We start from the raw sequence: 19637 nt of genomic DNA, 5'->3' as shown, positions 1-19637 counted from the left end.
GATCTCCTCCGGAACAAATGCCGATATCAACTCCCTTATCTCTGCTGTTTCCATACGCTAAAACTACTGTCTGGTCCCTTATCTATTGTCTCCTCAACAAAGGTAATCTCTTTTTCCTCCCCCTCCCAGCACATCAAAATGCGAATTAGCCGGATGACACCCCAGCCCGGTCTCGTTCGATCTGTAGCCAGTCGGAAATTAGGTAACTTTGTAGCTGATATACATTAGACCCTTACATGAAACATATACGAAACTTCTGCATCATTGCTCACATCGATCACGGTAAGAGTACGCTTGCCGACCGACTGCTGGACTACACCAATACGGTCTCCAATCGCTCTGAGGATCAAGTGCTGGACAATATGGATCTAGAGCGTGAGCGTGGCATCACGATCAAGAGCCATGCGATACAGATGCGGTATGAGTATCAGGGCGAGGAGTATATACTCAATCTCATCGACACCCCCGGACACGTCGACTTCTCGTACGAGGTGTCTCGCTCCATCGCTGCCTGCGAGGGGGCGCTGCTGGTGGTCGATGCCTCGCAGGGGGTGCAGGCGCAGACGATCTCCAATCTCTACATGGCGATCGAGCATGACCTGACGATCATCCCGGTGCTCAATAAGATTGACCTCGAGAGTGCCAATGTCGACCTCGCTGGGGATGAGGTGATCGATCTCTTGGGCTGTGACCGAGAGGATATCCTCCTCGCTAGTGGGCGAACGGGCATCGGGGTCAAGGAGATACTCGATACTATCGTGGAGAAGGTCCCCGCTCCCGTGGGCGATCCGGACGCTCCGCTACAGGCGCTGATCTTTGACTCCGTATTCAATGCCTACCGGGGGATTATCGCCTACTATAAGGTCGTGAATGGATCGGTTCACGCCGGCGAGCGGGTGAAATTTATGCAGACCAATACCGAGTACGATGCCGATGAGGTGGGTACTCTGGAGATGGATATGGTCCCCAAGCAGGAGGTGAAGTGTGGAGACGTCGGCTACATCATCTCTGGGATCAAGGACTCGGGTGAGGTAAAAGTGGGCGACACCATCACCTCTGTGGAAAGTCCTGCGCAGGCACCGATCAAGGGCTTTGAGGAGGTGAAGCCGATGGTCTTCGCCGGCGTCTATCCGATAGCCCCGGAGGACTATGAGAACCTCAGGACCTCGCTTGATAAACTGAGGCTCAACGACGCCTCGCTGACCTTCTCCCCCGAGAGCTCTGCAGCCTTGGGATTTGGCTTCCGGTGCGGTTTCCTCGGTCTGCTCCATATGGAGATCGTCCAGGAGCGTCTCGACCGAGAGTACAATATGTCCGTCATCACCACGGTCCCCAACGTCTCCTATATGGTCTACACCCGTAAGGGGGACGTGATGGAGGTACACAACCCCTCCGGTCTCCCCGATCCCGCAGAGATCGACCATATCGAGGAGCCATACATCCGGGCGTCAATCATCACGACGATGGACTACATCGGCCCGATCATCGAGCTCTGCCTCGCTAAGCGGGGGATCCTCATCAAGCAAAACTACCTCTATGGTAACCGGATGGAGCTGCTCTTCGATATGCCCCTCGGGGAGATCGTGATCGACTTCTACGACCGACTCAAGAGTGTCTCCAGCGGGTATGCCTCCTTTGACTACCACGTCACCGACCTTCGCACCTCAGACCTCGTGCGGGTGGACATTCTCCTCAATGGTGAGCCGGTCGATGCCCTCAGTATGCTGACCTTCCGAGGTAATGCGCAGACGATGGGACGGAAGTTCTGTGAGAAACTCAAGACACTGATCCCAAGGCAGCAATTCGATATCGCTGTGCAGGCTGCTATCGGTGCCAAGGTGGTCGCCCGAGAGACGATCAAGGCGCTACGCAAGGATGTGACTGCGAAGTGCTATGGTGGTGACGTGAGCCGTAAGCGTAAGCTCCTCGAGAAGCAGAAGGAGGGGAAGAAACGGATGAAGCGCATCGGTAAGGTGGAGGTGCCACAGAAGGCTTTCCTTACTGTGCTTAAGCTGGATGAGGACTGAGAAAAATGGGAGATATAATTATGTCTGATCAAGATACAACAGCCACTCCAGCGGCACCGGTCCCGCCCCAAGCGGAGGCGACACCGCAGGACTCGACCTTTGTGAGAGAGGGACTCTCGCGCATCCTCGCCAGTCGTGTGCCGCCACACAACCTTGAGCTGGAGCGTACCGTACTTGGCGCTCTGATCCTTGAGCGGTCGGCTTTTGCCCAGATCGATGAGGTCTTGGTGAAGGATTGCTTTTACGATCCCAAGAATGCGATGATCTTCGAGGCTATCCAGCAGCTGACGCTGGAGGATAGCCCTGTAGACACGCAGACGGTAGTGGAGAAGCTGAAGCTCAATGGCACGCTCCGCTCTGTCGGGGGAATGGGCTATATTGCGACGCTCGCCTCGATCGTCAATAGTACCGCCGACCTACCGTACCACGCACGCATCCTCTACGATAAGATGGTGCAGCGCAACCTTATCTCCTTTGGTAACCGGGTGATCCAAAACTCCTTTGACGAGGAGATCGGGGTGGGGGATCTCCTGCAGGACTCGGAGCAGGAGCTCTTCAATATTGCTCAGGGGATCAATAGCAACGAGATGAAGACCATCAAGGAGCTGTTGCCTAATACCCTGCAGGAGATCCGCAACGCTGCAGAGAGGAAGGATGGTATGAGCGGTGTGAATACCGGATTCCGGGACTTGGATGAGATCACCTTTGGCTGGCAGCCGACGGACCTTGTGATCCTTGCCGCCCGTCCGGCGATGGGTAAGACCGCTTTTGCCCTCTCCATGGCTCTCAATATGGCCTTGGACTACAAGGTGCCCGTCGCATTCTTCTCCCTCGAGATGGGAGAGGATCAGCTCACGAAGCGTCTTATCTCGATGCACACCTCTATCCCCAATGAAGACATCAAGAGAGGAACCCTGACGGATGAGCAGATGCATACGCTCTTCTATGGCCTTGGACCGATGGAGGAGGCGCCTATCATCATCGACGATACGGCGAGCATCTCGATCTTTGACCTCCGGTCCAGAGTCCGCCGGCTGGTGCGGAAGTATGGCGTGCGGGTGATCTTCATCGACTACCTGCAGCTGATGACAGCCAGTGGGCTGAAGACTAATGCCAATCGTGAGCAAGAGGTGAGCACCATCTCTCGCTCGCTGAAGCAGCTTGCCAAAGAGCTCGGCATTACTGTCATTGCTCTTTCGCAGCTCAATCGCGAGCTGGAGAAGCGGAATAAGGAGGGACGCCGACCGCAGCTCTCGGATCTGCGTGAGTCGGGTGCGATCGAGCAGGATGCGGATATGGTCATCTTTATCCACCGACCTGAGTATTACGGCATACTCACAGACGAGAACAATAAGGATATGAGAGGCTTGGCGCAGATCATCATCGCCAAGCACCGTAATGGTCGGGTGGGGGATGTCTACCTTCGCTTTGAGGGTGATCTCATCCGCTTCTCCTCTGCGCTGGATAGCAATATCAATGACGACTACCAGTCGACCTTCTCCTCAAGTATAAACGGTCCGTCTGTCGATGACCCGCTCTCGGGAGGTGGTTTCTCTGACGATCAAGGAGGGTTTACGATGTAATGACTGATTGGAATGGGTAATAATACTAAGATTCAAGATTTTTTAATCGAAAACATAGATTACGATATGAGTATGATAAAAGAATTCAAGGAGTTTGCCATGCGTGGTAACGTCCTTGACATGGCTGTCGGTGTTATCATCGGTGGAGCCTTCGGAAAGATTGTCTCCTCCTTTGTGAATGACGTGCTGATGCCTCCCATCGGTATGCTCCTCGGGAAGGTGAATTTCTCTGACCTGAAGGTTGTCCTCAGCCCCGCTGTTATCGGAGCTGATGGAGAGATCGTCAAGCCTGAGGCTGCCATTATGTATGGTCAGTTTATCCAGACGGTGGTAGACTTCCTGATCATTGCTTGGGCGATCTTCTTAGTCGTCAAGGCTGTCAATAGCTTCAAGAAGAAGGAGGAGGAGAAGCCTGCTGAGCCGGCACCTACGCCTGAGGATATCCAGCTCCTCCGTGAGATACGTGATGAGCTGAAGAAGAAGTAATCTCTTACCGGCTCAGACTAATGCAAAGAGGCTGCGTGCTTAATAGCACGCAGCCTCTTTGCTAAATATAGAGGAATGATCTACGGATCAGCTATCAGAGGGCACTCTTGACAGCCTCTACCCAGCGGTCGATACGCTCATCGGTGAGGTCATCCTGGTTGTCCTCGTCCAGGCAGCAGCCTACCAGCTTGCCACCCTCCTCCGCACGGCTGGCCTCGTACTCGTAGCCATCCTTGCTGATCGCACCTACGAAGGTGCAGCCGCTGTCGCTGAGCTCTTCCTTGAGGATACCCACAGCATCGCAGAAGGTATCTCCGTAGCCCTCGCTATCGCCACATCCGAAGAGGGCAACCTTCTTGCCGGAGAGGTCCTGGTCAGCGATGTCCCCGATCAGGTCGGACCAGTCGTCCTGTAGCTCGCCGTCGTCCCAGGTGCTGCTTCCGAAGATCAGCAGGTCGTAGTTGGCTACGTCCTCTGCATCGAAGTCAGCAGCGTCACGAACGTCATCAGCAGCGACGCCAAACTTCTCGGCGATGCGGTCAGCGATGTCTTTGGTGGTTCCGGTAGAGGAACCGTAAACAATGATAGTTTTCATATAAGGTGATTATAACTAGTAGTAATACACTCGGACAAATATAGAAAGTAGTTTTGACATAGCCAATCCTCTGACCCGAATATTTAGCCCTGTCTACAATCTGGCTATTATTCTGAGAAGTCAAGTAGAACGACCTGATAGGGCTCCAGAGTAAGGTCGAAGGCCTTCTTTAGGGGTAGACTGAACTCCTCCTCCGTGCGTACATAGCTGTAGTAGCGTGTCAGGTCAGTCGTAGTTGTCGGAGGCTCCGGCGTGAAGCGCACCCCGTTGACTCTCTTGACGCTTTGCCGCTTCCCTGTGACCCTTACCCTATAGGTGAGTGGGTGGCGCGTGAGATTGACGCCACGGAGGTAGTAGTGCTTTCGCTCCTTGTCAGAGGTCAGGGAGAGGCAGACGTCATCGTACCCTGTGATCTCGAGTACCTTATCCCCTCTGGTTCGCTGAAATAGCGACACAAAGTCGTACAGCGAGGTCGCACAGTATTGCGCCCCTCGGACCAGTATGAGAGGATGATCAGAGGGGTCAGCTGATAGCAGTGGCGCGATACCGACTCCCTCAAGAAGAGGGGTGTACCTCTCCGACTCTATTAGGAAAGCGGCTCGCTGTGCAAGGGGTGGCAGAAAGACGGCAAGCGATTCCGGATCAGCGAAGGTGGCCTCGCCGATCATCATCTGTTGCCGCTTGGTCTGTAGCTTCCTATTCGCCTCCGGGATGAGGTTGATCAAGTGCGGGTCCTTGATTGCCGTGAGTGCTAAGTCAAAGGGGTAGTCGCTGTAGTGAGTAGTGGAGTCGACCAGTGGTCCGGCTGAGACCAAGTTATCCTGACCGATACTAGCTGCAAAGAGCTTGAAGCGTCGCTTATACTCCTCCGAAGTGAGCCCATAGCCGATCTGGACTAAGAGCTTAGGATTCATCGCTAAGCGCGAGAGATACTTCGTCCTCACGTCTATCTCTGCAACATCCTCGTATCTCGGTGTGGCGGAGGGATCAGTGATCCCCGCATTGGCAATGACCATAGGGCGGGCATTGAGCAGCTCTGACACCTTGATGAGCTTAGAGATCCCGAAGTCCGCGGTGTACTCTGTTCCCCCTAAGGTCCAAATCGAGAGAGTATCCTGATGACCATAGTTGGGGGTGGGGTAGCTACCAGGATAATAGCCATTCGCAGTCCTGCCCCCGGGAAATCTCACAAAGTCGGGATCTAGCCCTCTCAGGAGCTTCATGAGTGCATTTGGCAGCGGGACCTCCGGATCGGTCTGCGCCTCTTTCCTCGTGAGCCATAGTTCGTCGAGGGAGACATAGCCCCTCGGCTGAGTATAGCCCGACCCCTCATCTGTGCGGTGAATGGGTCGAGACTCTATCATCAGGTAGGCGGAGTCCGTTGCGGTGGTGATCTGCAGCTCTACATCCTTACGGCTCCAGTAGACATCCCCCCGTATGGAGGCTTCCGTGGAGACCTTCTCAGGAGAAATAGTGTCCCTCACTATGGAGAGCCTTGTCTCCGCCAAGTCGCTGCTGACAAAGCAGCTGAGACTATACCGCTCACCCTCCTTAACCTCCAGCGGGAAGAGGGTGCTCATGATCCTGCACGGGACAGAGTCAGTGTCCTTGGGACGGAAGGTCAGGTAGTGAGAGGACTCCTTGTAGTAGGTCCTTCCCTCGCTAAGAGTTACCTCCCCGCTTCGACCTCCCCAGCCGTAAAGAGAAGTGGGGGTGGGGTAGAAGGTCTCGTACCCGTTGGGGGTGATGAGTGTCGAGGTGGATGTGTTGTAGCTGCAGTGCAGAAGAGGTGGTGCCAACTCAAATCCTGCGTTTGGGATGAGGTTGGGTGTAAGGAGGTCTTTCCCACCACACCCGACATCCAGAGTGATCCCCATACGAAGAGGTTCCTCCGAGATCACCGGCAGGTCTGTGTCTATCACTATCTCACCGAGAGGAGGACGGTGTGACTGACAGCCTCCTCCTGTGGCGATGAGTACCGCACCTAAGAGGAGAGAAGAGAAGAGTGACTTACCCCTGGATCTGATCATGGACCTAAAGCGATCCCACGAGAGCCAAGAGAGGCAGGTCAGTCGCCAGGGTGATCAGGATCACCATCAAGATGCTGCAGTATGCCTGCTTCGTCTCGCTCCCTCTGACACGCTGATAGACCATCGTCAGGGCGGCTATCACCGGTCCCACCATCAGGAGCAGGCAGAGAGCCATATGTGTCCTGACTGCCTCACGCATAGCAGCGACAGCGATAGCCCCATCGGATCCGCTGAGGGTAGAGATGAGGGCGCTGACCGGATCACTCGGCCCCACGAGGACAAAGACCAGTATCCCGAGCAGCACCAGCCCCAGGATGTTGATCACATATGCGAATGTGGTGATCCGCCCGGGCTTGCACCGCAGCAGTGAGCGGAAGGCCTCACCGGCAATGAGACAGACGAAGGGGGCTACTACAAGGGATGGCGCAGGATCGCTTGTGCCGGAGGCGAGGTTGTAGACAAGGGCTGAGACGATCGTCAGTAGAGCCAGACCCTCAGCAGATAGGTGCCCCAGGCTGTACCTCATCTCCGAGGACTTTTTCTCCTCCATCAGGACCACCACGCCCCAGGGTATCAGCGTCAGGAGACATCCCCATAGACCACGGCCGGACCATCGTCCTGACTCAGTCGTCAGCCAGTGGCACTCACCCGGAATAGTCGCGGCAAGGGCTATGAGCAATACGCCGAGGACAACTGATGCGATCGGTATCCACAGCCGTCCCCTCACCCCGGATCGGCTCCCGAGGAGACCCCATAGGAGCATAGAGAGTGATGGGATGACTACTCCTCCGACCCCTACCGACAGACCGGTGAGAGCCAGGAGTACACCACAGACCAGTATGGGACCTACCGGATGTTTCCTGCCACTTGCCATCATATCGTGGCATACCATCAGTGCAAGGGTCCCAAAGAGAGCCCCCGACATAGCTGGTCCCCCAGTGATGATGAAGTAGTGAAAGAATGGAGTGGCAATGAGGAAGAAGAGCGTCAGGCGAGCAATGGGTCGGCTGCGGTCTCTGCAGACAAAGGTGAAGAAAAAGACCCCAAGCAGCATCGCCGCCAGTAGGGTCGGTATCCGAAGGGCTGCAGTCGAAATCGGTTCGTCACCAGTATCTATCACCCTGTGCATCAGAAGTACAGAGCCCTCATATATCGGTGAGGTAGTCCGTGTCAGGAGATCGGTAGCTGTGAGCTCCTCCTCGCGGTCCAAGCGACACAATTGCTCGACCTGCCCGGCTACTATCTCCTCCCTCGGTGTTGCGCTTCCCAGCCCGTAGAGGCTGAAGAGTCCCAGTAGGACCATCACCAAGATGAATAGCAGTAGGTCTCGCCTCCCGTGGAGGAGTGCTACCACACGTGATCGTCTTCGTCTCATGACATTACGGCTTAGTATGTATATGGACCTTGCACTCCACCGCCACCGGACGACCGATGGCACTCTCCTCCTCCGACCTGAGAGCCGATCTCATCGAGCTGACCAGCTTATCCCCCGGCACAGTGAGGCTGTAGTAGAGCACCTGTCTCATCCGGGATATTTGACCCGGTGTAAAGCGGTCGTTGTAGGATACCTCATAGTCCATAAGGTTGTAGGAGATCTGATTATATCTCCCATCGCAGAGGTCTCTCGTCAGGAGGGTGGAGAGGACGGACTGCAGCGTGGAGCCCTGGCTCGACTCGAGGGCAGCGATCTGCTCACTCATCACCTTATTGTAAGCGATCCTATTGTAGGAGGGCGTGTCCTCGACATAGTCGCTGTCTATGCACTCCTCAGTGAGCTGCAGGGCACTCGTCTCTCCCTCAGCCTTTTTCTCCGCAAAGACATGTCCCAGCCCGAGGTAGTGTCCCAGCTCGTGAGCAAGCGTCACCGCTGCCGGTGTGAGTGACTCGTGGATCTTGCTGATCGACTGAGTCTTTTTGACTCGGTCTTCAAACTGCTGATAATTCAGCACAATGCAGTGATTATAGTTGTCAAATCCCTTTATCGCTCTGTCGAAGGTGCCGAGTCCCTCCAGCTTATGCTCCGTGACGAGATAAGGCATATGGGAGATCCCCAGAGTGATCTGCCCCACATCCTTACCGGGCTTAAAGGGGAAGACATAGACGTTGATATACCTGCTGATCGGGTAGCTCATCGAGTGGTAGATGCCACCCTTCTTATCCTGCATCACAGCAGTCGGATCGAGAGCTCGCTCCGTCATGTCGTGTGAGGTGATGCCTGATGGGGATAGTCGCTGACCATCCGGATCTTTTGTGGCTAAGACAAAACGGATCCTGGAGTTCGTCAGTCCGATCCTATTGTACTCCTTCCCCATCATTCCTCTCCTGGGGGTTGGTGGATTGCCGGAGTAGAGCTGATTGACCTGCTCGACCAGTCGCTGGAGGGACTCCCCGTTTACCTTAGTATAGTTGTTATTCGGATCGTTGTCGTTATTCTGAGCATCTTTCTTGGCAATGTCCTCGGGGTTGGTGATGACGTGGAAGACCAGCGGGATCTCGTACATCACGCTGTCGATGGCAAAGCTCTGATCGCGACCCAGCTGGTGGACCTTGATGCTCACTCTGTCCTTCTCTCCCTCCTCGTCCTCAGCTATGACAAAGGCTATCTCACCGACTCGCTCCTTGTCGGAGAGATTGGGGCGTACATTGATGGTCACCTTATTACGGCTCTTGCCGGCGGGGAGATTGACCGAGAGCCAGTCAGTCTCTGTGACGGGGACAAACTTTCGGTCAGAGGAGATGATCACCTTCAGCGTATCGCCCTCGGCAGCAACATTTTGGAAGTCCGTCCTATTGCTCTTCAGCGGCCCGATCGTATCGAACGGGTGACAGCCGGAGAGTAGGGCAGTGACTACACCGAGGATGATGGCGAGGTATATATATATATGGTGCTTTGAGGTCATGTATCAAGCCTTTATTTCCGGGGCTAAAGTTACCCATTTTTCAGTAGACGCTCTTTCTTCAGGGCGCCAGCTTCATCGTCCCGAGCAGATGAAAAAGTGGGATAAATCTAATACCGATATTAGGTGAGTCTTTTACCGGTATTAGACGACACTAATATCGGTAAAAGAAAAACCCCAGTGCCGGCAGGGGGCACTTACTTCTGATGCGTCGCTGCAGTACGCTGGTAGTAACGCTCTACCCAGTCGAATAAGCTGGAGTCGCAGCCGGTGATCTGGTCTGACTCCTGAGCCGTGAGGCCCTCCCTGGAGTCGGGGCGGGTGGCGGTCAGTCTGCTGGAGTAGGAGCCGCTGATTGTGGATCGACCCTCCTCGCTCTCGCAGCGTAGTAGCTGTCCCACCCTGCCCGATCCGAGGAACTCGCACTTACTCAGGTCTATGGCCGCCCCGCGACGAGCTAAGACCCCATAGTCCAGTCCCTTACCCCTCACCTCCATCGTGCAGTCCTTAATCGTGGCTGAGGTCTTCCCAGTGGCATTGGGATAGCGCCCATCCAGATTGCCGTCCACCTCTATGAGACAGAGGTTCTCCTCCCCTCTCTCCCTCCTCTCCGGGCTATAGATGCCATAGAGGTGGCTGATGGTGCCGCAGTAGCCGTCCGTCAGATCGATCAGGTCATCCTCAGCCCCTCTCACAAGGATCGTATGGGGGGATATCGTCCCGCCGAAGCACTCCAGTCCGTCATCTCCTGAGCTGAGGATCGCCACATGGTCGATCTTGGTGCCGGAGCCGACACCATTGAGCGTGAGTCCATTATGCTCTACGTCAGCTGTCAGGCTTGCACCGGGGCTATCGATGATCAGGTAGTGTATCTCGCCCGAGTCATCGCGAGGGTCGTCTCCACCATAGTATTGGTCGCGCTCCGCCTCATCGACCTCCGCCACCCGATGAGCAGCACCGCAGATGGGTGCTCTCCCATTGATGATCAGTCCGCCCCAGTAGCCGGGGAGGTCGCGCCCCTTGTCTGCACACAGGACTACCGGCTCCTCAGCCGTACCGAGGATCCGTATCTTGGCCCCCTGCTCCACGAGGATGTACTTATCGAAGCCCGGCATCGAGGCGATCACCGTCCCTCGCTCTATCGTCAGTGTAGCGCCCCTTCGGACTCGAACTGTCCCCTCAAGGTGGTACCTCCCGGTGCTTAATACAAAGTCCTCGGTGATGTCGCCGATGAGGATCGTCTCGCCACTCTCCCCCCCGGGTAGAGTGTAGTCCGGATCCATCTTGCAACCGGCGAGGAGGATAAGTACTGCTATCAGCAGGCTAAGTGTATGGTAAGTCATAAGATCAGTCGGGAAGTGTGTAGCTAAAGCCTAACGTCAGTCTCGGTCCCTCGTAGGCGAGCTGATAGAGGAAGTCTCCGGACCCTTGGTAGAGCTTTGTAGGGGTATTCAGTAGGTTGTCTCCACGGAAAATGAACGAGAAGTGAGCAGACAGCTTGGCGTGAGCCTCCGCGGACAGGCGTAGGGATGAGCTCTCATAGAGATCATCGAGGGCACTCTCACCCACACTGACGCACCTATCTGAGGCGTAGTCGCCAGTGATCGTCACCCCCCATAGCTCGGTGGAGTAGTCTATGGCACTACTGAGGCGATGGTGCCCGATGCCGGGCAGGGGGATCCGCGCTCTATGGGCATGTTGCAGGGTCTCCACGGGCGAAGAGTCCGACCCGATCAGTCGATACTCCATCCTCACGACGATCGGCCTTAGCAGGGGCGAGGAGAGGCAGCTGAGTCTGTAGCTCGCCTCTATGGTCAGCCCGAGAGCCTGAGCAAAGGGCGCATTACCCATTGTCTCCAGCGACCAGTGCCCACCCGTGGGTACAGCACTCCTTTGCAGAGGGATCACCTCACTGAAGTCTTCCTGAGTGAAGTCGGGGTCCACATATCTGTAGAGGTAGTCCCGTGATCCGATCCAGTCAAGCGAGGCAGAGAGATGGTTCCCCTCCCACTCCCTGCGGACCTCGGCGCTGGCTGACAGCCGATACTCGGGTCGCAGTCCCCTTCGTCCCATCTCCACGGTGTGATCGGTACTCGAGTGCTTGTTGTAGGGGATCATCCCCCTGTAGGAAGGCAACACCTGCTCGGTGGACAGGGAGAGAAAGGAGAGCCATCCGCTCTCGGTCTTGTAGTCAAGGGTGAGGTAGGGCAGGAGAGCAAAGTAGTGAATGGAGCCGGAGACATCCTCGTCTGCTCTATTCTCTACTACCGTGTGACAGAGAAAGCTAAGTCGATAGCCCCTGATGCTGCTACCGAGCGTCAGGGAGAGCCGATCGGGGAGCAGGTCTCGTCGCCACTCGATCAGACCATCAGCCTGCTCCGTCACTACGTCAAAGCTGGCTGGGAGGTAGCTGGGGGTATTGGGGGTGCGAGAGAAGCTCTGCTCATCCCACGTGTCTAAGTCGTGTACATATCGGTGGTCGACTAGGGGACCGAGGCTGTAGAGTACCCCTCTTCCGCCGAGGTAGGAGGCATCAGTGAGATCTCGCTTGGGCATCGAGGCGAAGGTGGGGAAGTGAGCACCGAGCAGCGGATAGACCTTATCTGACGTGTCGCTCTCTGAGGCCTCCAGGCGTCTACCGGAGAGGTGCAGGGTGAGCTGCCCCCCTGACACTTCGGCATTAAGCTTTGCCTTTGCATCATAGCTCCTCTCCCAGAGGTGTGTGCTTTTCTCACTGATCTTGCGGAAGCCGTACGACCTCTCGCTTATCTCGTCATACGATAGGTGTGGCAGGTGCCCCTCTCCGATCTCCGTCCTGATCTCAGTATCCGGCAGGTGATATGCAACCACCCGCTCATTGGGACAGTCCTCTTCATGGCGCTGATGGTCGATCGACCAAGAGAGATGCACAGTGGAGCTTGGCAGTCGGTGGTCACCGGAGAGAGTCAGCGCACCGGTCACTTTTTGCTTCAGTCGCGCGCCCTCCCAGCTGGGGAATCGACCCGACAGAGCTCCTCCGGCTCGGGTTAGTCGCTCCAATTCTCCTGAGTAAGTGGTATGACCCTCAGCCTCCAGAGGGACGATATTATTGATCCCGAGGTGGTATCGCTGATCCCAGGTGTCCTGTAGCTTGAGTGTGCCACTGAGGTGGATACGATCCCGCTCTGAGATGACCCAGCGGAGTGTACTCCCGGCACTAAGTCCCATTCGGCGGCTGACAGTCTGCCTCAGCTGATAGTTCCCGATATAGCGCCCCGGCGACCCTACCGCCCAGTTCGCCCTCATCTCGTCATCGGTCTGCTTACCATCCTGGTATGTGAGGTGGTAGCCCACTTGGAGCCTTGGGGTAAAAAGGGTGTTACTGCCCCGGAGGCTGACCTCGCCCATAGGATGCAGCCGAGGGGCGATGATGCCTCCTGTGGCGGAGAGACTGAGTCGAGTCGCCTCCTGCGCCGTAAGGGCTAGAGAAAGTGCGAGAGAGAGGAGGACAGTGCCGATGAGTCTGCAGAGAGCGTGCTCCATTTCCCTAAGTATTCGTCTTGTCAAAAGTCGACTCGGAGTGTGCCACGTACCGCCCAGGGCGATCCCTGACTGTAGGCCCCCGGAGCGGTCAGACGGCGGTAGACATCGATGCGACCCAGCTTCAGGATATTCTCCAGCCCGAAGCCGAGCTCCACATAGCTCTGGTGGCGCATCTCTGTGGCTATCGTGGGAAGGATGAAAATGTCTGTCGCATGGGCTTGCTGATTGAGCTTCGATGTGTTGCCGTAGAGGTAATTAATGCTCCACACACCCCTTAGGCTTAGCTTATTCAGCAGGGGGATCCTATTCAGGATCAGCCCCCTCATATGCCACTGCGCAAAGAGCGTTGCCCACTCGTCTGCTACATACTCCAGCGGGTAGAGGATCTTAAATGCATTGTCGTGCAGGGTGAAGCCACGATTGGTCGGTGGTATGTAGAGGAGGGGGAAGGGGACTGTATTCCAGAGCTTCCCCACCGTCACTTGGTAGTCCATACGACCCCAGATGCCCATCGGCAGGCGCTGCTCCAGACGGATCTCCGTCCGGTGCCTGAGGTACTCCCCCCCGAGGACCCGCGCGGCAGTCTCGTGCTTGAGGAAGAGCACCGGGTACTCCCGCTTGATCAGATCCCTGAAGGGTGAGTGGCGCTCCATCGAGCCGGGACGGATGCGCTCTCCCGGTGCCCAGCGAACCTCCACACCGGCAGCGGCATCGGTGATGGACCACTGGCGTAGCAGGTCTCCATCCCGCTGAACCTTGAGGTACGGGAAGCCGTGCTCAGCTGGAGTATCGGTCACATGCTGCAGGTAGACACGGAGCGACAGCGTGGAGCCGTAGTCGTGGATGTACTGTATCTGCCAGATATTCCTATAGGAACGATTGGTGAGATAGGTGGTGCCAAAGTGGTAGTAGGTATTATCCTGCGGGTCGGTCGCATAGAGCTGACCAGGGGTAAAGAGGTCGTGGCTATAAGAGAATTGCAGCTCGTCCCTCGGAAACTCCTCCCGAAAGTACCCCTTAGGGAGAAATGACCAGATGACGGATAGGGAGTGCTTCAGCTCGTGATCCCTTAAGCCATAGGCGAGGTATCCCTCGAGGAAGAAGCGTGGGGAGATAAAGCCCGTTGTCCTCCCCCCAAGTCGTAGGCGGTTGCCCTCCACCTCATTGAATCCTATCATCTTAGTGATCGGACCAATGTCGAAGTAGCTCCCTCCGAAGAGTTTGTCTCTGTCGTATCGTGTCCTGATGTACCCGAGTGATATCATATCCGCTGCATCTAAGAGGAAGCGGTAGATAGGGATCGCCTTGACCTCAGCAAGGAAGTCCTTGAGCCCTTGGTCTGAGGCGAGCATCCGCTCCGTCTCAGGTCGGTATCGAACTGCCGTGGTGTCGGATGAGAGGTCAGTGATGGCCTGAGGTGCTGTGAAGAGGAGAGTGTCTGATCGAGCTATCGGCGTCCCCGGGGTGACCACCTCTCGACTACCGTAGTGTCTCGTCTGCTCCACATAGAGGGAGAGCAGGCGCCAGTAGAGCCGGAAGGAGAGGCTGAGGGTCTCCTCACTCACCTGTCTCTTGTCCGGCTGAGCGGGATCGTACTCCTGAGTAATCGATAGTGCATCGACGAAATTGAGGTTGGTGGACTGAGGGACGATGAGTTCGCTCCTCAGTAAGCGTGGTGGATCCGTGACGGTGAAGTAGAGATGCCCTCGGAAGGTGGGGTCGCTCGGCACGAAGGGGAAGAAGGTGACCGTCTGCGCCACCTGCCCACGCATAATGAGCGTATCGGTGAGGTAGTACTTATACTGGCTTAGTCCATCGGAGCTAAGGGGGCTGGCAAAGTGCGTCTGCAGTAGTCGGACGTCCTTGCCATAGAGATCCACCTCGGGGAAGAGATCCTCGATTGCCACGGTCATCGTCCCATCATCGAGGGTCTGGTCCAGCCCGGTGTGACGTGAGTATCGGATCACCTCCCGCCACTTTTTGTCCTCCGTATTGTATCCGTAGTCGGAGATCCGATCTCTTATGGAGAGGGGGAGCACCCACTTTCCATCGAGCCGGGAGCGAGTGACGTACTTGGGGAAAAAGGGGAAGAGCGTATTGAGCCACTTTGCTTTTAGATCAAAATTGGCAAGCGAGAGAGTCAGCCGATCGGCCCCTCGGAGGTGATAGCTGTAGTCAATGCTGTCCCGCCTATTACGCTCACTCTCCATTGCATCCAGCACGAGGGTGATCGCCGGATTATCCTCCTTGCTGTACTTCCCACGGGGGGTCTCGATGGTGATGTTGGGTATGGTGTATGAGAGTGGCACTGAGTCCTGCTTTGTGATGGGGAGGCTGTCTCTCGAAGCGGGGTAGTCCCCGTGCGCCGCCACTGTCCCCGCAGAGAGGAGTGGTGGCACAAGCGTGGCGATAAGCATCACCACAAGGACTATGACTGTCCCCCTTTGCATGATGGACTATGTATCAGGCGGACTCGGTCTATTCGGAGACCACCCGAAGGGTCTTCGAGAGGGGCTCTTTCTCTTTCTCCTCCCCGGTGTCGCTATTCATCCCACCGAAGACCAGCTCAGCGATGAACCGGTGCTCCGAAGGCACTCCCGCATCCTCTCGCACTCGATCGTCATCGAGGCCGGTGTAGTGCTGGAGATTAGCACCGAAGCCTAGTCCGACTAGTCCGAGCCAAGCAGCATACTGGTGTGAGCCCTGCACCTGCTCCGCCCAGAGGGGAAAGTTGTGTGCATAGGTGGGGAAGCGCTCCTGCAGCGACTTGGTCACCAGTTCGTCGTCAAAGAAAAGCACCGTCCCCGCAGCATTACGAAACCCTTGGATCTTATCCGCAGTGCCATCGGCATACTTTTCCTCGCCTATCTTATCTATCAGGAGGGACTTGATCAAGTCCCAGTGGCGGTGGTGTGCCGGACCGGTGAGGAGGACCATGCGAACTGGTTGGGAATTGAAGGCTGAGGGTGTGGTGAGGAGAATGCTCCCCAGCAGCTCCTCGACCTTTTCTATCCCGGCCGGGAGGGAGCTATTGAGGTCGTACTGAGAGTGTCGGGTCAGGATAGGCTCCTTGCTCTGTATAAATCCTTTCATTTTTTTCAAAGACGTTATTAACCAAATCTACTATCACGCCGTCGGGGCCAGTATGGGTCCGATGGTGGAGAGATCGGAGAAGTCTGAGGAGAGGAAGCGGCGTAGCCCATCGGAGTCTACCTGGCGAACGATCTCTCCGCGATAGGCTATGGTGATCTCGCCGCGCTCCTCACTGACGATGATGACCCGGGCATCAGACTGCTGGCTTACTCCTAGACCGGAGCGGTGGCGGAGTCCCATCTCCTTTGGTAGGGAACTCCCGTGTGCGACAGGTAGGATGCAGGCTGCGGCAAGGATGCGCCGGTCGCGGATGATCATTGCCCCATCGTGGAGCGGAGAGCCCTCATAGAATATGTTTTCAAGGAGTCGCGAATTGACGTCCGCATTCAGCAGCTCACCGGTGTGTGCAATCGGTGTTAGGTCGACGTTATTCTCGATGACGATCAGCGCACCCACCTTTTTCTTTGCCATACGGAGGCAGGCAAAGGTCATCATCGCGATGTACGAGGCCTCTTGCTGCTTGGCCTGGTCGCGCTTACGTTGCCGGAAGATCTTCTCCGGGGAGAGCCACTTATTCGTCGATCCCAGCAGAGTGAGGAAGCGCCGTATGTCGTCCTGAAAGAGGATCACCAGCACCAGCAGCCCCATCCCCATCATATAGTCCATGATCCGCCCCATGAGACGCATGCTGAGGATGCGGGAAAAGAGCACCCACATCATCACAAAGGTGATGATACCCACGAGGAGCGTGCTATTGCCCCCCTTGCGGAGCGCCCTGAAGAGGTAGTAGAGTAGGACGCTAAAGAGAAGTATGTCGAGTACGTCGACGATATTAAAGGACAGCCACTCCATAATAGTATATAGGATGCTACTTAGTCGACCGGCTTGGCATCCTCGGTGGTGAGCCGGCGGAGTTCCTGATACATACGGACGCACTCTACGCACTCCCGCACATCATGTACCCGCAGAATGTGTGCGCCATGGAGGAGGGAGTAGGTATTGAGGAAGGTGGTACCATTGAGTGCCTCAAAGGGGGTGTGACCAAAGAGCTTATAGATCATACTCTTCCGGCTGATGCCCACAAGGAGCGGGTAGCCAAGGTCGATCCACTTGTCGAGATCAGCCATCATCTCCCAGTTTTGCTCCGTATTCTTTGAGAAGCCAAATCCCGGGTCCAGGATGATATTCTCATCCCTCATACCCAGCTCCCGAGCTTTTTGCAGCTGACCGAGGAGCTCCTCTATAGCCCCGTCAGCGACACGACCATCGTAGTGAAGCAGCTTCTGCATAGTCTTGGGCGTCCCCCTCATGTGCATCAGGATATAGGGAACGTCAAGCTGTGCCGCTGTCTGGAGCATCTCCGGATCGATCAGACCGCCGGATATATCGTTGATGATATCGGCATCGCCCTCCTCGATACACCTGCGAGCCACCTCTCCGCGGAACGTATCTACGCTCACGATCACGTCGGGGTAGTGACGGCGGATGGCGGTGAGTACCTCACGCAGTCGGCGCCACTCCTCCTCAGGGGAGACATCGTCTGCATCGGGGCGGGAGGAGTAGCCTCCCACGTCGATGATCTTGGCACCCTCAGCGATGATCTTGTCAATACGCTCCTCGACAGCTTCCTCCCCTTGGATGCGGCTCCCGGCATAGAAGGAGTCTGGCGTATGATTGAGGATGCCCATAACGACAGGCTCCTCAGTGAGATCAAGGACTTGTCCCCTGACACGTAGTGTGCAGTGCTGATCGGACTTCATGATATGTAGGTTTACTAGTTAACGTATGACTATAGGGCGATCTCGTGTGTCGCTCACAGAGCAAATCTAACTCTTTCCGCTCGGCTCCACAAGATCAGGCACATTCGCCTATCTGTCCTTTGCTGAAAAATGCTGAGATCGTATAGTTAGGGATTTTCTAAATTAGGATTTTTATTGTATTTTTGGATAAAGGAACACCTTGTATTATGATAGGAGCGATTATTGGAGATGTTGCTGGCTCATCCTATGAGTTTGACAACGATATGGAGCACTACGACCTTGACCTATTCCGCGAAGGGACGACCTTTACCGACGATACGGTCTGCACAATTGCGGTGGCGGATGCGATCCTGCACGGTAAGAGCTATGAGACCTCGCTACTGGAGTGGTGTCATCGATACCCAGGGAGGGGATATGGAGGGCGTTTCCTCGGCTGGCTCCTCTCGGATACCCCCAAGCCCTATGGGAGCTACGGTAATGGCTCTGCGATGAGAGTGTCGCCGGTGGGGTGGGCATTTGAGAGCGTAGAGAGTACCCGCGCCCAAGCTGAGTGTAGCGCTGAGCCTACACACAATCATCCGGAGGGGATCAAGGGGGCTCAGGTGATCGCCGAGGCGATCTTCCGTCTGAGGTGCGGTGAGTGGGACAAGATCCAGGAGCTCCTAATCACTTCGTATGGAGCTGACTATGAAAGTAATCTGCCAGCAGCGGGTGTCTTCGATGAGACGTGCCAGGGGTGTGTCCCTCTCGCACTGACGATACTGCTTCGGTCGAATGACTATGAGGATGCCATACGCTCCGCTATACACTACGGGGGTGACAGCGACACGTTGGCAGCAATTGTCGGCGGGATGGCGGAAGCCTACTATGGTGTGCCGGACGACTTGGTCGAGAAGGCACTCACCTACTTGCCTGATGAGATGTGTCTGGTTTATGAGGACTTCAGGAGCAAGTATATGCAGTAAGATCACCGGGTAGTGCCGGGACTACAGGTCCAGAGGTGGCAGTACCACGAGTGTGGTCTCGGGGTACTGCTTTTGGAGGTAGCCCCTGAGGTACCGCTCTGTCTCCGCAGTGATACGCTCATCGGTCGAGATCCCCTTATTATATACCAGCAGCGGGGTAGGGATGTCTCTATGGGCGAGCGCTTCCATACTCAGGAGTATGTGATTGATGCTTCCCAACTTAGCCGTCCCGACTAGGATACAGGGGAGTCCCTCTTGGGAGATATAGTCGATATTGAGGAAGTCCTCGGTGAGGGGAACCATCAGCCCCCCCGCGCCCTCTATTAGCACCTTGTCATACTCTTTCTCCAGACGATGGGTATTGGCCGTAGCCTTCTCGTACTCCGGCTCCCTGCCGTCTATCGCCAGCGCCATGTGCGGTGAACAGGGATAGGAGTAAATGAGGCAGCAGGTAGTCCCGTCGAGATCCTCAGGCAGGAGAGTCCTCCCCTCGATCTGACGGTGAACCGTGATGTCCTCTGAGATGCCGTGATTGCCTGTCTGGATAAGCTTCTGAGTAATCACGCTGACGCCATCATCAAGGAGTGCTTTGGAGATGAAACCGGTGGCTACTGTCTTGCCAGCGTCGGTATCGACGCCTGAGACGAAGTAGGTGTGGAGGGGAAGTAATTCTTTCATT

General features: G+C 55.8%; 15 protein-coding genes. 4 read left to right on the top strand and 11 right to left on the bottom strand.

What is annotated here, in order from left to right:
- The first annotated feature begins 236 nt into the window (after nucleotides 1-236).
- From lepA to mscL, 3 genes are all read left to right on the top strand, one after another.
- Nucleotides 237-2027: a translation elongation factor 4 gene (gene lepA, locus AC1EKE_RS02510; protein ID WP_480307995.1), complete on the top strand. Its 1791-nt coding sequence runs from the start codon at nucleotides 237-239 to the stop codon at nucleotides 2025-2027.
- 20 nt (nucleotides 2028-2047) lie between these two features.
- Complete coding sequence (gene dnaB / locus AC1EKE_RS02505; protein WP_480307993.1) at nucleotides 2048-3610, top strand: replicative DNA helicase; 1563 nt, start codon at nucleotides 2048-2050, stop codon at nucleotides 3608-3610.
- Between the two features lie 66 nt (nucleotides 3611-3676).
- Entirely contained in the window at nucleotides 3677-4096 is a 420-nt protein-coding gene (gene mscL / locus AC1EKE_RS02500) for a large-conductance mechanosensitive channel protein MscL (protein WP_480307992.1), read from the top strand.
- A 94-nt stretch (nucleotides 4097-4190) separates the two neighbouring features.
- Here mscL and AC1EKE_RS02495 read toward each other — a convergent pair whose 3' ends face one another.
- The 10 genes from AC1EKE_RS02495 to folP all read right to left on the bottom strand — a co-directional run bounded on the left by AC1EKE_RS02495 (nucleotide 4191) and on the right by folP (nucleotide 17993).
- Nucleotides 4191-4691: a flavodoxin gene (locus AC1EKE_RS02495; RefSeq protein ID WP_296164377.1), complete on the bottom strand. Its 501-nt coding sequence runs from the start codon at nucleotides 4689-4691 to the stop codon at nucleotides 4191-4193.
- A gap of 107 nt (nucleotides 4692-4798) precedes the next feature.
- Complete coding sequence (locus AC1EKE_RS02490; protein WP_480307990.1) at nucleotides 4799-6721, bottom strand: hypothetical protein; 1923 nt, start codon at nucleotides 6719-6721, stop codon at nucleotides 4799-4801.
- A 4-nt stretch (nucleotides 6722-6725) separates the two neighbouring features.
- On the bottom strand, nucleotides 6726-8096 hold the full coding sequence (locus AC1EKE_RS02485; protein WP_480307988.1) for a hypothetical protein: 1371 nt from the start codon (nucleotides 8094-8096) through the stop codon (nucleotides 6726-6728).
- A 4-nt stretch (nucleotides 8097-8100) separates the two neighbouring features.
- The gene (locus tag AC1EKE_RS02480; RefSeq protein WP_480307987.1) at nucleotides 8101-9621 is read right to left on the bottom strand and encodes a zinc-dependent metalloproteinase lipoprotein; all 1521 of its coding nucleotides are present in this window, start codon (nucleotides 9619-9621) and stop codon (nucleotides 8101-8103) included.
- Between the two features lie 194 nt (nucleotides 9622-9815).
- On the bottom strand, nucleotides 9816-10961 hold the full coding sequence (locus tag AC1EKE_RS02475; protein ID WP_480307986.1) for a hypothetical protein: 1146 nt from the start codon (nucleotides 10959-10961) through the stop codon (nucleotides 9816-9818).
- Between the two features lie 4 nt (nucleotides 10962-10965).
- The gene (locus tag AC1EKE_RS02470) at nucleotides 10966-13140 is read right to left on the bottom strand and encodes a TonB-dependent receptor (protein WP_480307984.1); all 2175 of its coding nucleotides are present in this window, start codon (nucleotides 13138-13140) and stop codon (nucleotides 10966-10968) included.
- 20 nt (nucleotides 13141-13160) lie between these two features.
- A complete protein-coding gene (locus AC1EKE_RS02465) occupies nucleotides 13161-15590 on the bottom strand; it encodes a DUF5686 family protein (protein ID WP_480307982.1) in 2430 nt (809 codons plus the stop codon).
- 28 nt (nucleotides 15591-15618) lie between these two features.
- A complete protein-coding gene (locus AC1EKE_RS02460; protein ID WP_480307981.1) occupies nucleotides 15619-16233 on the bottom strand; it encodes a nitroreductase family protein in 615 nt (204 codons plus the stop codon).
- 33 nt (nucleotides 16234-16266) lie between these two features.
- Nucleotides 16267-17085 (bottom strand): diadenylate cyclase CdaA, encoded by an 819-nt coding sequence (cdaA, locus tag AC1EKE_RS02455; RefSeq protein WP_296158653.1) that lies wholly within the window; start codon nucleotides 17083-17085, stop codon nucleotides 16267-16269.
- A gap of 20 nt (nucleotides 17086-17105) precedes the next feature.
- A complete protein-coding gene (gene folP, locus AC1EKE_RS02450; RefSeq protein WP_297126237.1) occupies nucleotides 17106-17993 on the bottom strand; it encodes a dihydropteroate synthase in 888 nt (295 codons plus the stop codon).
- 206 nt (nucleotides 17994-18199) lie between these two features.
- Between folP and AC1EKE_RS02445 the strand changes: the two genes are divergently transcribed.
- A complete protein-coding gene (locus AC1EKE_RS02445; RefSeq protein WP_480307979.1) occupies nucleotides 18200-18958 on the top strand; it encodes an ADP-ribosylglycohydrolase family protein in 759 nt (252 codons plus the stop codon).
- Nucleotides 18959-18979: 21 nt separating this feature from the next.
- Here the strand turns inward: AC1EKE_RS02445 and bioD are convergent, their stop codons facing one another.
- Entirely contained in the window at nucleotides 18980-19636 is a 657-nt protein-coding gene (gene bioD / locus AC1EKE_RS02440; protein ID WP_297126243.1) for a dethiobiotin synthase, read from the bottom strand.
- Nucleotide 19637 lies beyond the last annotated feature (1 nt).

The sequence above is a fragment of the Porphyromonas sp. C0041D3 genome (assembly GCF_056590575.1).
This window is presented reverse-complemented; position numbering and strand designations above follow the sequence as displayed.

Excerpts from the sequence above, each read along its gene's own strand:
- AC1EKE_RS02470 (WP_480307984.1), bottom strand. The coding sequence starts at position 13,140 with ATGGAGCACGCTCTCTGCAGACTCATCGGCACTGTCCTCCTCTCTCTC.
- AC1EKE_RS02485 (WP_480307988.1), bottom strand. The coding sequence starts at position 8,096 with ATGAGACGAAGACGATCACGTGTGGTAGCACTCCTCCACGGGAGGCGA.
- AC1EKE_RS02490 (WP_480307990.1), bottom strand. The coding sequence starts at position 6,721 with ATGATCAGATCCAGGGGTAAGTCACTCTTCTCTTCTCTCCTCTTAGGT.
- folP (WP_297126237.1), bottom strand. The coding sequence starts at position 17,993 with ATGAAGTCCGATCAGCACTGCACACTACGTGTCAGGGGACAAGTCCTT.
- AC1EKE_RS02495 (WP_296164377.1), bottom strand. The coding sequence starts at position 4,691 with ATGAAAACTATCATTGTTTACGGTTCCTCTACCGGAACCACCAAAGAC.
- AC1EKE_RS02445 (WP_480307979.1), top strand. The coding sequence starts at position 18,200 with ATGATAGGAGCGATTATTGGAGATGTTGCTGGCTCATCCTATGAGTTT.
- AC1EKE_RS02465 (WP_480307982.1), bottom strand. The coding sequence starts at position 15,590 with ATGCAAAGGGGGACAGTCATAGTCCTTGTGGTGATGCTTATCGCCACG.
- AC1EKE_RS02460 (WP_480307981.1), bottom strand. The coding sequence starts at position 16,233 with ATGAAAGGATTTATACAGAGCAAGGAGCCTATCCTGACCCGACACTCT.
- dnaB (WP_480307993.1), top strand. The coding sequence starts at position 2,048 with ATGTCTGATCAAGATACAACAGCCACTCCAGCGGCACCGGTCCCGCCC.
- AC1EKE_RS02480 (WP_480307987.1), bottom strand. The coding sequence starts at position 9,621 with ATGACCTCAAAGCACCATATATATATATACCTCGCCATCATCCTCGGT.
- mscL (WP_480307992.1), top strand. The coding sequence starts at position 3,677 with ATGAGTATGATAAAAGAATTCAAGGAGTTTGCCATGCGTGGTAACGTC.
- bioD (WP_297126243.1), bottom strand. The coding sequence starts at position 19,636 with ATGAAAGAATTACTTCCCCTCCACACCTACTTCGTCTCAGGCGTCGAT.
- lepA (WP_480307995.1), top strand. The coding sequence starts at position 237 with ATGAAACATATACGAAACTTCTGCATCATTGCTCACATCGATCACGGT.
- AC1EKE_RS02475 (WP_480307986.1), bottom strand. The coding sequence starts at position 10,961 with ATGACTTACCATACACTTAGCCTGCTGATAGCAGTACTTATCCTCCTC.
- cdaA (WP_296158653.1), bottom strand. The coding sequence starts at position 17,085 with ATGGAGTGGCTGTCCTTTAATATCGTCGACGTACTCGACATACTTCTC.